General features: G+C 73.2%; 11 protein-coding genes. 4 read left to right on the forward strand and 7 right to left on the reverse strand.

The genetic code is table 11. The annotated features are described in order from the left end of the window. Positions 1-56 precede the first annotated feature (56 nt). A complete protein-coding gene (locus tag ACVCAH_RS28035) occupies positions 57-452 on the forward strand; it encodes a RidA family protein (RefSeq protein ID WP_447139221.1) in 396 nt (131 codons plus the stop codon). A gap of 124 nt (positions 453-576) precedes the next feature. On the opposite strand, the gene ACVCAH_RS28040 is transcribed toward ACVCAH_RS28035, so the two are convergent. From ACVCAH_RS28040 to ACVCAH_RS28050, 3 genes are all read right to left on the reverse strand, one after another. Continuing rightward, positions 577-1,500, reverse strand: a complete 924-nt coding sequence (locus tag ACVCAH_RS28040) for a TIGR03621 family F420-dependent LLM class oxidoreductase (protein ID WP_447139222.1) — start codon at positions 1,498-1,500, stop codon at positions 577-579. Positions 1,501-1,574: 74 nt separating this feature from the next. Beyond that, on the reverse strand, positions 1,575-2,906 hold the full coding sequence (locus tag ACVCAH_RS28045; RefSeq protein WP_447139223.1) for a low temperature requirement protein A: 1,332 nt from the start codon (positions 2,904-2,906) through the stop codon (positions 1,575-1,577). A gap of 46 nt (positions 2,907-2,952) precedes the next feature. Further along, positions 2,953-3,531 carry a TetR/AcrR family transcriptional regulator gene (locus tag ACVCAH_RS28050; RefSeq protein WP_447139224.1) on the reverse strand — a complete coding sequence of 193 codons (579 nt, stop codon included), beginning with the start codon at positions 3,529-3,531 and terminating at the stop codon, positions 2,953-2,955. Between the two features lie 152 nt (positions 3,532-3,683). Between ACVCAH_RS28050 and ACVCAH_RS28055 the strand changes: the two genes are divergently transcribed. Beyond that, complete coding sequence (locus tag ACVCAH_RS28055) at positions 3,684-4,631, forward strand: SDR family NAD(P)-dependent oxidoreductase (protein ID WP_447139225.1); 948 nt, start codon at positions 3,684-3,686, stop codon at positions 4,629-4,631. Positions 4,632-4,692: 61 nt separating this feature from the next. Here ACVCAH_RS28055 and sucB read toward each other — a convergent pair whose 3' ends face one another. Then, complete coding sequence (gene sucB / locus ACVCAH_RS28060; protein WP_447139226.1) at positions 4,693-6,507, reverse strand: 2-oxoglutarate dehydrogenase, E2 component, dihydrolipoamide succinyltransferase; 1,815 nt, start codon at positions 6,505-6,507, stop codon at positions 4,693-4,695. A 73-nt stretch (positions 6,508-6,580) separates the two neighbouring features. Then, the gene (gene lpdA / locus ACVCAH_RS28065) at positions 6,581-7,972 is read right to left on the reverse strand and encodes a dihydrolipoyl dehydrogenase (protein WP_447139227.1); all 1,392 of its coding nucleotides are present in this window, start codon (positions 7,970-7,972) and stop codon (positions 6,581-6,583) included. 180 nt (positions 7,973-8,152) lie between these two features. Between lpdA and ACVCAH_RS28070 the strand changes: the two genes are divergently transcribed. Further along, on the forward strand, positions 8,153-8,482 hold the full coding sequence (locus tag ACVCAH_RS28070; RefSeq protein ID WP_447139228.1) for a hypothetical protein: 330 nt from the start codon (positions 8,153-8,155) through the stop codon (positions 8,480-8,482). 119 nt (positions 8,483-8,601) lie between these two features. Here ACVCAH_RS28070 and ACVCAH_RS28075 read toward each other — a convergent pair whose 3' ends face one another. Continuing rightward, positions 8,602-10,173, reverse strand: coding sequence for a leucyl aminopeptidase (locus ACVCAH_RS28075; RefSeq protein ID WP_447139229.1), 1,572 nt, complete (start codon positions 10,171-10,173; stop codon positions 8,602-8,604). Between the two features lie 161 nt (positions 10,174-10,334). Here ACVCAH_RS28075 and gcvT point away from each other — a divergent pair, with 161 nt between their 5' ends. Continuing rightward, positions 10,335-11,465, forward strand: a complete 1,131-nt coding sequence (gene gcvT / locus ACVCAH_RS28080; protein WP_447139230.1) for a glycine cleavage system aminomethyltransferase GcvT — start codon at positions 10,335-10,337, stop codon at positions 11,463-11,465. 112 nt (positions 11,466-11,577) lie between these two features. Here the strand turns inward: gcvT and ACVCAH_RS28085 are convergent, their stop codons facing one another. Further along, entirely contained in the window at positions 11,578-12,867 is a 1,290-nt protein-coding gene (locus tag ACVCAH_RS28085; RefSeq protein WP_447139231.1) for a DUF2314 domain-containing protein, read from the reverse strand. Positions 12,868-12,885: the final 18 nt, after the last annotated feature.

Raw genomic sequence — 12,885 nt, forward strand, 5'->3', positions numbered from 1 at the left:
GATGGCCCGGTAGGCCAGGCGACACGGGGTGGCCGGGGAGCCGACAGGAGAGGACCATGAGCAGGTTCGAGCACTTCGGATTCGGGGTTCCCTGGGAGGACGCGGCGAACTACTCGCAGGCGGTCAGGGCCGGCAACCTGCTCTTCATCTCGGGCCAGCTCAGCCACGACATGGGCGGCACCTTCCGCCACGAGGGCGACTTCGCCGCCCAGGCCGCTGCGACCTTCGACAACCTCGACGCCGTCCTGCGCCGGTTCGACGCGCAGCGCGCGGACATTGCCGAGATCAACGCCTTCGTGGTGGACCTGCCGGTCAACTTCGAGGCCTTCGGTGCCGCCTGCCGGCACTACTTCGGCGACCACCGCCCGGCCAGTAACGTCTTCGGGGTCACCGCGCTCGCCTTCCCGCCGCAGCTGATCGAGGTCGCCGCGACCGCCGTCCTTGCGTCCTGAGCCGAGTCTTCGTCGCCGAGCGGCCGACGCCTTGAAGCTGGCAGAGCGTGATACCGCTGAGTCATATTGATGACTCACAGGCATCACCCTCGATCCCGAAGGTTGCCGCCGGGACGGTGGTCGCTCAGCTGACGGAAGCGAGGCGGGCGAGCACCGGGGCGAGCGGGTCGAGCGCGTCCTTGCGTACGACGAACCGGGTGACGCCCCAGCGGCGCCGGTGCTCGGCGACCGCCGCGACGATCTCGTCCTCGGTGCCGATCAGCACGAACGGGGTGGCCAGCAGTTCGGCGACGGTCAGGCCGGTCTCCTCGGCGGTCTTCGCCGCGGCCGCCTCGGCATCGTCGGTCACCACGACCTGCTGCACCAGGGCCTCCAGCACCGGCGGCTCGGTGCGACCGGCCGCCCCGGCGGCCACGCAGTCGAGCTGGTGCTCGATCTCCGCCGCGCGCCAGCGCACCTCGTGCTGGTGCCCGTCGGGCAGGGTACGGCCCAGCCCGGCCAGCCCGACCACGTCGGCGTGCGCGCCGGCCCAGCGCAGCAGCGCGGAGTTCGCCCCGCCGAAGGTCAGCGGGATCCGCCGCTGCACCGGGCGCGGGGTCTCCAGCCGGGCCGCCCGCATCGTCAGCTCCGGGGTGTCGACGGTGACCTCGTCGCCGTCGAGCAGGGCCCGCACGGCTTCGGCGACGGCCACACAACGGCGGACCCGGCCGGCGACGTCGGGGCGCTCCCGACCGATCGCGCGCCACTCGGCCGGGGTGTGGCCGGCACCGAGACCGAGCCGGGCCCGGCCGCCGGAGAGCAGGTCGAGGGTGGCCACGTCCGAGGCGAGCAGCATCGGCTCGCGGACACCGGCGTTCGACACGTACGACCCGAGCCCGATCGTGGAGGTCACCGCCGCCGCCGCGGCCAGCGCGACGAACGGCGACGCGACCGCGCCGGGGTGGTCGGCGGCGAGCAGCGCGTCGTAGCCGGCGGCCTCGGCCCGCCGGGCCAGGTCGAGCCAGCCCGGGCCGTCGGTGGGCTGGGCCTGGAGGGAGAAGTTGGCCATCCGCCCACCCTGCCGCCCACGCGGCCCGCCCGGCCAGCCGGTCCGCCCCGATTCTGCTACCGGCAGACCGCCCGTCAGGTCGACGGCTCGTTCTCGACGTGTTCGTGCCAGCGGGCGCGGACGGCGGCCTCGTGCGCCTCGTGCTCGGCCTTCTCCTGGAAGACCACGTCCCGCAGGGCGCGCCGGGAATCGGCCATCACCACCACCTCGACGGCCACCAGGCCCACGCAGATGGCGGTGAGCAGGGCGAGGGCGGCGAGCCCTGGCAGGTGCGTGGCGACCGGGATGGCGGCGAGGAGCAGCACCACCGTGCCGAGCCGCGACCAGGAGACGGTGCGCAGGGTGCGCAGCTGGAAGAGCATGTTCGCGGACAGGTAGCAGGCCACCCCGCCGAAGAGCAGCGGCACACCCGGGCCGTGCGGCGGCTCGGTGACCGGCACCTTCGGGTCGGCGACCTCGTGCACGATCTCCTCGGCGCCCAGCGCGAACAAAATGATGCCGGCGATCATCACCAGGTAGAAGTAGGCGTAGGCGTCCCGGGCCATGGCGACCCGGGCTCGGCCCTTGGTCACGTGCAGCGCGATCCGGGCGGCCGGTCCGATCACGTCGTAATGCGCCCACCAGAGCGCGGCGGTGAAGAAGATGCCGAGCACGGCCGCGGCCACCGCCGGCCAGGTCGGCGGCTGGCCGAGCAGGTTGCTGCCGACGCCGACCGAGATCACCGACTCGCCCAGGGCGATGATCAGGATGAGGTCGTACCGCTCGGTCCAGTGCTCGGCGGAGGTGACCGTCCAGCCCCAGGGGCCCGCCACCAGCCCCATGCCGTACTGGAGCAGGATGACACTGACCCAAAGGCCGTCCCGCACCATCCCGGCCAGGCCGGGGTCGTCGATCATCGGCGGGATCAGCGCGGCGCCGACGAGCAGCAGGGTGCTGATCATCAGCTCGGGCGAGTACTTCAGCAGTAGCCGGCGCTCGCCCGGCCTCTCCTTGGCGACGTGCCAGTAGAGCAGCAGGTGCACGGCGCGGATCGCCACGTAGCTGAGCGCGGCCACCATTGGCCCGGCGGCCATCTGCTGCGTCGGGCCGAACGCCTGGGGGAGGGAGAGCGCGAAGCAGAACAGGGCCGCCATGGCGACGACCATCAGCGCCGGGACGAAGCCCTCGCCGAGCCGGACCCGGGTGGCCACCACGCAGTGCACCACCCACACCCACCAGAGCACGGCGAGCACCAGCATGGCGTGCAGCAGGCTGCGGCCGGAGACGTCCATCGCGGTGGCCCGGGTGATGATGAAGAACGAGAAGACGAAGACCAGGTCGAAGAAGACCTCGAACCGGTCCACCCGGGCGCCGGGGGCGATCGCGATGGCCGGACCCAACCGTCCGCGCCACCGGTCTCCGCCCATCAACCCACTGTCGCAGCGCCCCCACCGCCGGGGGCCGGAATCCGGCTCAGCCCGGCGCTCGGTACCGCAGGCCGTCCATCAACAGGTCGAGCAGGCGGCTCGCCTGCTCGCGCTGGGCCGGCTCACCGGCCGCCAGGGAGACCCCGCTCAGCCCGGCCAGCACGTCCTCCGGTCGGACGTCCGCCCGGACCGCACCGGCCGCGGCGGCCGCGTCCAGCAGCCGGGTGAGCGCGCCGAGCAGCCGGTCCCGGCTCTGCGCGTACGGGTTGGCGCCGGCGGCGATCACCAGGCGCAGCGCGTCGGCCATGCCCCGCTTGGTGGCGAGGTAGTCGACGAAGCGGTCCATCCAGGCCCGGGTGGCCAGGTCGGGCGGCAGCTGGCCGAGCAGCGCCTCCGCCGAGTCGCAGAGCTTGGCCAGCTCGCTGCGGTAGGCCGCCTCGACCAGCGCCTCCCGGATGGGGAAGTGGCGGTAGAGGGTGCCGATGCCCACCCCGGCGTCCTTGGCGATGGCGTCCAGGGTTACCTCCGCGCCGGGCCGGGAAAACGCCCGTACCGCGGCGTCGAGCAGTCGCTCGCGGTTGCGCTGCGCGTCGGCGCGCAGCGGTCGAGGGGCGGTCTCCGGCACGGCTCCTCCTGGCGTCGTCCGCGGCCCTTGTCGCGGGGCGCGGGGTGGCAAACGGAGGAGCCTCCGGTTAGTCTCGACCGTAACGGAGGATCCTCCGCTTCTCATCGTAGCGGCCGGACGGGCGTCCGCGCCGCATCGGACAAGGACGGATCATGACCACCAGCACACCTGTCAGCACGCCCTTCAGCCGCGAAAGCACGGCGATGGAGGTGGTGCGGGGCATCGACCTCGCCGGTCGGCGGGCCGTCGTCACCGGCGGTGGATCCGGCATCGGGGTGGAAACCGCCCGTGCCCTCGCCGCCGCCGGGGCCGACGTCACCCTCGCGGTCCGCAACCCCGAGGCCGGCCAGCGCGCCGCCACGGACATCATCGGCAGCACCGCCAACGACCGGGTCCTCGTCGCCCCGCTGGACCTGGCCGACCTGGGATCGGTGGCCACCTTCGTGGCGACCTGGGACGGCCCGCTGCACATCCTGGTCAACAACGCCGGCATCATGGCCTCGCCGGAGATGCGCACCGCGCAGGGCTGGGAGATGCAGTTCGCCACCAACCACCTGGGCCACTTCGCGCTGACCACCGGGCTGTACCGGGCGCTGGCCGCGGCCGGCGGCGCGCGGGTCGTCTCGGTCAGCTCGGCCGCCCACCTGCGCTCTCCGGTGGTCTTCGAGGACATCCACTTCCAGCGGCGGCCGTACGACCCGTGGCAGGCGTACGGGCAGTCCAAGACGGCCAACGTGCTCTTCGCGGTGGACGCGACCCGGCGCTGGGCCGACGACGGCATCCTCGCCAACGCGCTGATGCCGGGCGCGATCCGCACCAACCTCCAGCGCTACATCAGCGAGGAGGAACTGGACCGGATGCGGGCGCAGAGCGGCGGCGGGGCCGCGTACTGGAAGAGCACCGAGCAGGGCGCCGCCACCTCGGTGCTGGTCGCCACGTCGCCGCTGCTGAACGGCGTCGGCGGGCGCTACTTCGAGGACTGCCAGGAGGCCGGCCCGAACCAGCCCGGCACCCGCACCGGCTACGCGCCGTACGCCCGGGACCCGGAGGCCGCGGAGCGGCTCTGGCAGGTCTCCGAGGAGACCCTCGGAGCCGCCTGACCGCCCGCCGGAACGACGAAGGGCGCCCCGGTCACCGGGGCGCCCTTCGCATGCTACCGAACTACAGGCCCAGCTCGGCCTCGAAGTTGCCGGCCTCCAGCCGCTCCTTGACCGCGACCAGGAAGCGCGCCGCGTCCGCGCCGTCGATCAGCCGGTGGTCGTAGGAGAGGGCCAGGTAGACCATCGACCGGACCGCGACGACCTCGCCCAGCTCCGGGTCGTTGACCACGACCGGCCGCTTGACCACAGCACCCGTGCCGAGCATCGCCGACTGCGGCGACGGCACGATCGGGGTGTCGAAGAGCGCGCCCCGGCTGCCGGTGTTGGTCAGCGTGAAGGTCGCCCCGGCGATCTCGTCCGGGCTGATCTTGTTGGTCCGGGTGCGCTCGGCCAGGTCGGCGACCCGCTTGGCGATACCGCCCAGGTTCAGGTCGCCGGCGTTGTGGATGACCGGCACCAGCAGGCCCCGCTCGGTGTCCACGGCGATGCCGAGGTGCTCCGCGTCCGGGTAGGTGATCGTCCCGCCCTCGAGGTCCATCCGGGCGTTGACGATCGGGTACGCCTGCAGCGCCTCGACGGCGGCGAGGGCGAAGAACGGCAGGAAGGAGAGCTTCACGCCGTGCCGCTGGAGGAACGAGTCCTTGGCCCGGGCCCGCAGCTTGGCGATCCGGGTGACGTCCACCTCGATCACCGTGGTGAGCTGCGCCATCTCGTGCAGCGACTCGTGCATCCGCTTGGCGATGGCCGTGCGGATCCGCGGCAGCTTCTCGGTGGTGCCCCGCTTCGTGCTCGGCGTCGGCTTCGCGGCCGGCTTGGCCGGGGCCGCCGCCGGGGCGGGCTGCGCCGGGGCCGGCGCGGCCTTGGCCGCCTTGGCCCGCTCGGCCGCCTCCAGCACGTCCTGCTTGCGGATCCGGCCACCGACGCCGGTGCCGTTGACCGAGGACAGGTCGACGCCGTGCTCGCTGGCCAGCTTGCGCACCAGCGGGGTCACGTAGCCGGCCGCCTCCTCGCCGCCACCGGCCGGGGCGGGCGCGGCCTGGCGCTGCGGGGTCGGGGCGGCCGGAACCGCCCGCTGCTCGGCCTGGGCCGGCTGCGCCGCGACCTCGGCCTCCGCCGACGGCTCGTTGTAGGACAGGCCCGGGGTCGGCTCCTGCACCTGGGGCTCGGGCGCCGGCGCCGGCTTCGCCTCGGGCTTCGGCTCGGGCTTGGGCTCCGGCTTCGCCTCGGCCTTGGGCTCCGGCTTGGGCTCGGGTTTCGCCTCGGCCGGGGCGGCGCCGGCGGCACCGATCACGGCCAGTTCGGCGCCGACCGCGGCGGTCTCGTCCTCGGCGACCTTGATCTCCAGCACGGTGCCGGCGACCGGGGACGGGATCTCGGTGTCCACCTTGTCGGTGGAGACCTCCAGCAGCGGCTCGTCCACCTCGACGGTCTCGCCGACCTGCTTGAGCCAGCGGGTGACCGTACCCTCGGTGACGCTCTCGCCGAGGGCCGGCATGGTGACCGGGGTGCCGCCGCCCGACGGCGCCGGGGCGGCCGGGGCCGGCTCCTCGACGGCCGGCTGCTCCGCCTCGGGCTGAGGCTGCGCGGCCGCCTCGGCGGCCTGCTCGGCCGGCTGCTCCTGCGGCGGGGCGGCCTCGCCCTCACCGGAGATCACCGCGAGCTCGCTGCCGACCTCGGCGGTCTCGTCCTCGCCGACCACGATCCGGCTCAGCACGCCCGCCGCGGGGGACGGGATTTCGGTGTCGACCTTGTCCGTCGACACCTCGAGCAGCGGCTCGTCGACCTCGACGGTGTCGCCCTCCTGCTTGAGCCAGCGTGTGACGGTGCCCTCGGTGACGCTCTCGCCGAGCCGGGGCATGGTGACCGATACCGGCATCTCTTACGACTCCTTCATTCCCCTGGTGCGATCTCGCCCGTCTGCCGCCGGACGCCGCGGAATCAGTTCTCGATCAGGCGTGCGCGTGCAGCGGCTTGCCGGCGAGGGCCAGGTGCGCCTCGCCCAGGGCCTCGCTCTGCGTCGGGTGGGCGTGCACGAGCTGCGCCACCTCGGCCGGGTACGCCTCCCAGTTGTAGATGAGCTGCGCCTCGCCGATCAGCTCACCGACCCGGGCGCCGACCATGTGGACGCCGACCACCGGCCCGTCCTCGACCCGGACCAGCTTCACGAAGCCGGCCGTCTTGAGGATCTGGCTCTTGCCGTTGCCACCCAGGTTGTAGTTGTAGGACTTGACCTTGTCCGCGCCGTACTGCTCCTTGGCCTTCGCCTCGGTCAGGCCGACCGACGCCAGCTCCGGGTCGGAGTAGGTGACCCGCGGGATGCCGGCCTCGTCGATCACGGCCGGGTTCTGGCCGGCGATCTCCTCGGCCACGAAGATGCCCTGCTGGAAGCCGCGGTGCGCGAGCTGCAGACCGGGCACGATGTCGCCGACCGCGTAGACGTTCGGCACGCCGGTGCGCAGCCGCTCGTCGGTCAGCACGTAGCCGCGGTCCATCTTCACGCCCTGCTCCTCGTAACCGAGGTTGGCCGTGTTCGGGCCGCGGCCGACGGCCACCAGCAGCAGCTCGGCCTCGACGGTCTCGCCGCCGGCGATGGTCACCTTCACGCCGTTGTCGGTCTTCTCGACCTTCTCGAACGGCTTGCCGACCTTGAAGTTGATCTTCCGCTTGCGGAAGGCTCGCTCCAGTGCCTTCGACGACTCCTCGTCCTCGGCGGCTACCAGCCGGGGCAGCGCCTCGACGATGGTGACGTCCACCCCGAAGGACTTCCAGACGCTGGCGAACTCGACGCCGATCACGCCGCCGCCGAGCACGATCGCGGAGGTGGGGACCCGGTCCAGGGTCAGGGCGTGGTCGCTGGTGATGATCCGCTCACCGTCGATCTCCAGGCCGGGCAGGCTCTTGGCGTACGAGCCGCTGGCCAGGATCACGTTGCGGCCGGTGTAGCGCTTGCCGTCGACCTCGACGGCGTTCGGCGCGACCAGCTTGCCGTGCCCCTCGACGATGGTGATCGCCTTGTTGCTCTTGAGCATCCCCTGGAGGCCCTTGTAGAGCCGGGCGACCACGCCGTCCTTGTACGAGTTGACGCCGGCCATGTCGATGCCGACCAGCTCGGCCTTGATGCCGAACTGCTCCGACTCGCGGGTCTGGTCGGCGATCTCGGCGGCGTGCAGCAGCGCCTTGGTCGGGATGCAGCCGTTGTGCAGGCAGGTGCCGCCCAGCTTGCCCTTCTCGACCAGCGCGACGGAGAGGTTCAACTGGGCGGCCCGCAGCGCCGCCGCGTAGCCGCCGCTGCCACCTCCGAGGATGACGATGTCGAAGGTTGCGTCGTTCGGCTCGCTCACGTCCAACTCCCAGGTCGCGTCGCTGCATCGGGGGTCACGGCGGGGTCGTGCGAACACACCCCACCTCGGTCATCTTGTCACCACCGCGGACAGGGCGCGTAGTGAGGTGCCCAACGACACGTCCGCGACACGTACGCTTGGCGCGACCTTCGATGGACGCAGGATGGGGGAGACGGTTCGGTGGGACTGTTCCGACGACGCAAGAAGGCTCGCACGGCAAGCCTCGACCGCGCCGCCGATCGCGCCGATCTGGACCATCTCGAGAACTTTGTCCGGACCAGGCGCGGGGTCGAGGCGTACATCGAGCCCCGGACCACCGTCACCGAGACCACGGTGATGCTGATCGCCGACGACGGGGAGTGGACCCGCCGCCGGATCGACGGCCCGGACGGGGCCCGGCGGTTCGCCCACCGGATGAGCATCCCGGTCTACGACGTCCGGCTGATGGGCTACCCCCAGCGCATGCGCGACTTCAACGAACGCCGCAAGCGCCGCCCCGAGCTGTACTGACCCGCGCCGCGCGCTCCCCCGCGCCCAGAAGGGCCTCGTACACGGAAAGAGTGGCCATCCCGGACGGAATGGCCACTCTTTCGGTGTACGTGCGCGGATCTTGAACGGCGCGGGGTGGGTCAGCCGTTGGCGGCGACGTCGTCGACCAGGTGGACCAGGGTGCGGACCGGGACGCCGGTACCGCCCTTGGTCCAGTAGCCGGTCGGCTCACCGGAGTGGTAGCCCGGCCCGGCGATGTCGATGTGCGCCCAGGCGACGTCGTCGGTGACGAACTCGCGCAGGAACACCCCGCCCTGGAGCATGTGACCCGCCCGGTCCATGCCGGCGTTGACCTGCGAGATGTCGGCCACGTCGGAGTCCATGCCCTTGCGCACGTCGTCCGGCAGCGGCATCGGCCAGGCCGGCTCGCCGACCGCGTCGCCGGCGACCTTCACCCGCTCGCACAGCTCCGGGCTGCCCATCACGCCGGCGACCTTCTTGCCCAGCGCGATCACCTGCCCGCCGGTGAGGGTGGAGGTCTCGAAGAGGTAGTCGCAGCCGTCCGCGCAGGCCCGGGCGATCGCGTCGGCCAGGATCATCCGGCCCTCGGCGTCGGTGTTCAGCACCTCCACCTTCTTGCCGTTGAACATGCTGATCACGTCGCCCGGCCGGTACGACGTGCCGGACGGCATGTTCTCCGCCATCGGCAGGTACCCGGTCACCGCCACGGACGGCTTGAGCGCGGCGATCGCCAGCATGGCGGCGCCCACCGCGGCGGCGCCGGCCATGTCGGACTTCATCTCCCACATGCCCTGCGCCGGCTTGATCGAGATGCCGCCGGTGTCGAAGGTGATGCCCTTGCCGACCAGCGCGACCCGCTTGCCGGTGCCGCCACCGGCCGGGGTGTAGCTGAGCTTCACCAGCCGCGGCGGGGCCTCCGAGCCCTGCCCGACGGCGATGATGCCGCCATAGCCGCCGGCGCGCAGCGCCTCCTCGTCCAGCACCTCGACCTCGAGCCCGGCCTCCCGGGCGGCGGTGGCCACCGCGTCGGCGAAGGCTGGGGGGCGCAGCTCGTTCGGGGCGGTGTTGACCCAGTCCCGGCTGCGTCGGACCGCGCCGGCGACCGCCTGGGCGCGGGCCACCTCGGCCCGGGCGCCGGCGTCCCCCGCGTCCGGCACGGCCACCAGCACCTCGGCCACCGGCTCGCGGCGCGCCGGCTGCGGCCGGGTCTTGTAGCCGGCGAAGCGGTAGCCGCCGAGCAGCGCGCCCTCGGCCACCGCGCGCAGCGCGGCCGCGGCGTCGGTGTCGTCCGGCACCGGCAGGGCGAGCGCCACCCGGGGCGCGCCGGCCAGGGCCCGGACGGCCGCGCCGGCCGCCCGGCGCAGGGTCTCCGGCGCCGGGGCGGCGCCCGACGGCTCCGGGCCGAGCCCGACGGCGGCGATCACCGGGGCGGTCACGGTGCCCAGGGTGGCCAGCTTGACCACCTCGCCGGGGCCGCCGGTCGCGCCGAGCAGCGCCAGCGTCTCGGTCAGCTTGCCGTCGAAGGCGGCGGCGATGCTCTCCGCGCCACTGGCGAGCAGCAGGGTGCCGGCGAGGCCGCTGGTGGCGTCCTGCTCTCCGGTCTGGCTGTGCACGCCGATCACGATCGCGTCGACGGCGAGCTCGGCGGGGTCGGTGTCGACCAGGCTCAGGGTGGTGCTGGGCGATGTCACTGAAGCTACTCCGGGCGGGCCGGGCCGGCCGCGTCGTCGCGTACCGGCGATGAAGGTCTCCGGCGGACCGTACCCGCCGGACGTCGGGGATGTCCCGCCGACAGCTCCGGCGGGTCCCGCCGATGCTAACCAGCCCGTCCGGTGACGGTAAGTTGCCACCCATGACCGACGTGACCTCCGACGCCGCCGCGACCCGGCTGCGCCGTTCCCCGCTGCACGAGCGGCACACCGCTCTCGGCGCCAAGTTCGCCCCGTTCGGTGGCTGGGAGATGCCCCTGGAGTACGCCGGCGGCGGGGTGCTCAAGGAGCACACCGCGGTGCGTACCGCGGTCGGCGTCTTCGACGTCTCGCACCTGGGCAAGGCGCGGGTGAGTGGGCCCGGCGCGGCGGAGTTCGTCAACGCCTGCCTCAGCAACGACCTGGGCCGGATCGGGCCGGGCCGGGCGCAGTACGCGCTCTGCTGCGACGACGCCACCGGCGGCGTGGTGGACGACATCATCGCCTACCTGCACGGCGACGACCACGTCTTCCTCATCCCGAACGCCGCGAACACCGCGGAGGTGGTGCGCCGGCTGCGCGCCGCCGCGCCGCCGTCGGTCACGGTCACCGACGAGCACGAGGCGTACGCCGTCCTCGCCGTGCAGGGCCCGCGTTCGGCCGAGCTGCTCGGCGCGCTCGGGCTGCCCACCGGACACGAGTACATGAGCTTCTCCACCGCCACCCTCGACGGGATGCCGCTGACCGTCTGCCGCACCGGCTACACCGGCGAGCTGGGCTACGAGCTGGTGGTGCCGGCCGAGCACGCGGTCGCCGTCTGGGACGCGCTCTTCGCCGCCGGGGCGGCGTTCGAGCTGCGCGCCTGCGGGCTGGCCGCCCGGGACACCCTGCGCACCGAGATGGGGTACCCGCTGCACGGGCAGGACCTGTCGCTGGAGATCACCCCGGTGCAGGCCCGCTCCGGCTGGGCGGTCGGCTGGGACAAGCCGGCCTTCTGGGGCCGCGACGTGCTGCGCGCCGAGAAGGCGGCCGGCGCTCGGCGTACGCTGCGCGGCCTGGAGGCCGTCGACCGGGCGATCCCGCGCCCCGGGATGACCGTGCACGTCGGCGACACCCGGGTCGGCACGATCACCAGCGGCACCTTCTCGCCGACCCGGAAGCAGGGCATCGCCCTCGCCCTGCTGGACACCGCCGCCGACCTCGCCGACGGCGACCTGGTCGAGGTCGACATCCGCGGCCGCCGCGCCCAGATGCGCGTCACCCGACCCCCCTTCGTCCACCCCTCCGTCAAGTAACCCACCCCGCGCACACCACCTCGTTGATCATGGGGTCGGCGGCACGATCAGAGATCGACGTCGCCGCCAACCTCATGATCAATACCGGGTGGCGGCGGGCGGTGGGGGCCGGTCAGGGGGTGGGGGGTTCTCCGGCGTCGAGGACGGCCTGGGTCCAGCCGCCCTCGATGACGCCGGTGCCGTCGAGCAGGGCCCAGTCGACGACGTCGGCCGCCTCCACCACCACCGGGCTGCCGATCCGGACGGTCGGGTCGGTGTTGGCGTCGCTGGCGCTGGCGCCGACGATCCGCTCCGGGGACTCCCACGAGGTCACTCCGGCCCAGACGAACTCCGGGCCGTCGTCGCCGGGCAGGCCGTACTTGACCACCAACTGGGTCTCCGGCGGCAGCTGGCCGGCGACGAACCGGGCCCGGATGTCGCCGAGTCCGGCGCGGGCGGTCGCGATCGCCTTGCTCATCGCGTCGCCCGACCGGGCGTAGCGCACGTCCGGCTGGATGCCGGAGAAGAGAATGGCGCAGGCGGCGGCGAAGTAGCGCCCGGGCGGGCCCGGGTGACCGGCGGGCGGGTGCAGGCTGAGGAACGAGTCGGCGTCCGGGTCGGTGGCCGGGTCCAGCTCCAGCCGGAGCAGCACCGGCGCGGTGGCCCCGTGCTGCTCCGGATTGCCGTACGCCACCGCGATGTCGTGCCCGGTCACCGTGGCCAGCACCGGCAGCTGCACGAACGCGGGCACCTCCTCGCCGGCCAGCCCGTCGGTCCAGTCCCGCAGCAGCCGCCGCGCGGCGCCGGTCATCACCGCGCCCCAGGCCCGGGTGAGGTGGTCGGGCACCCCCTGGGTCTGCAGTTCCAGCAGCCCGAACCGGCGCAGCCCCTTGGTGGTGAACCAGAGCCCCTCCGCGTCCGAGGAGTACGGCACCAGCACCCAGTCGACCAGCCGGATCCGCCCCTGCTCGTCAGGGAGCGAGCGCAGCGCCGTGGCCGGGTCGAGGAACTGGAGCCCGAAGACGTCCACCACGTCGCCGCCGACCGACTCGGCGACCGCGGCGGCCACCGCCCGCGCCGCCCACTCGTGCGCGGGCGGCCACCCGGGCCGGTACTCGGCCTGCACCACCACCAGGTGACTGGCCGCGGCCAGCCGGTCCAGCTGTTCCCGGCCGGCGCCGAACGCGGTGAGCAGGTCCGGCGGCAGCTGCGGGAACTCGCTCACCGTCCGGGTGTCCACGCTCATCAGCGGGCTGTCCAGCATCTGTCGGGCCAGCCCGTACACCGGCTCGGCCAGCCGGCCGGCCAGCGCCGCCACCGCCGATTTCGGACTGACCTTCGGCAAGCCGGTCATCGGCACCAGGTAGGTGGCGCTCAGCGACTCCGGCACCGGTACGGGCAGGAAGTCGTCGGTGATGAGCATGTCGTCCCCCGGTTGCCG

The organism is Micromonospora sp. LZ34 (assembly GCF_052981855.1).

Bases quoted from the DNA above. Each gene is read 5' to 3' on its own strand.
- ACVCAH_RS28040 (WP_447139222.1), bottom strand. From the start codon at position 1,500: ATGGCCAACTTCTCCCTCCAGGCCCAGCCCACCGACGGCCCGGGCTGG.
- ACVCAH_RS28055 (WP_447139225.1), top strand. From the start codon at position 3,684: ATGACCACCAGCACACCTGTCAGCACGCCCTTCAGCCGCGAAAGCACG.
- ACVCAH_RS28085 (WP_447139231.1), bottom strand. From the start codon at position 12,867: ATGCTCATCACCGACGACTTCCTGCCCGTACCGGTGCCGGAGTCGCTG.
- ACVCAH_RS28045 (WP_447139223.1), bottom strand. From the start codon at position 2,906: ATGGGCGGAGACCGGTGGCGCGGACGGTTGGGTCCGGCCATCGCGATC.
- ACVCAH_RS28035 (WP_447139221.1), top strand. From the start codon at position 57: ATGAGCAGGTTCGAGCACTTCGGATTCGGGGTTCCCTGGGAGGACGCG.
- sucB (WP_447139226.1), bottom strand. From the start codon at position 6,507: ATGCCGGTATCGGTCACCATGCCCCGGCTCGGCGAGAGCGTCACCGAG.
- gcvT (WP_447139230.1), top strand. From the start codon at position 10,335: ATGACCGACGTGACCTCCGACGCCGCCGCGACCCGGCTGCGCCGTTCC.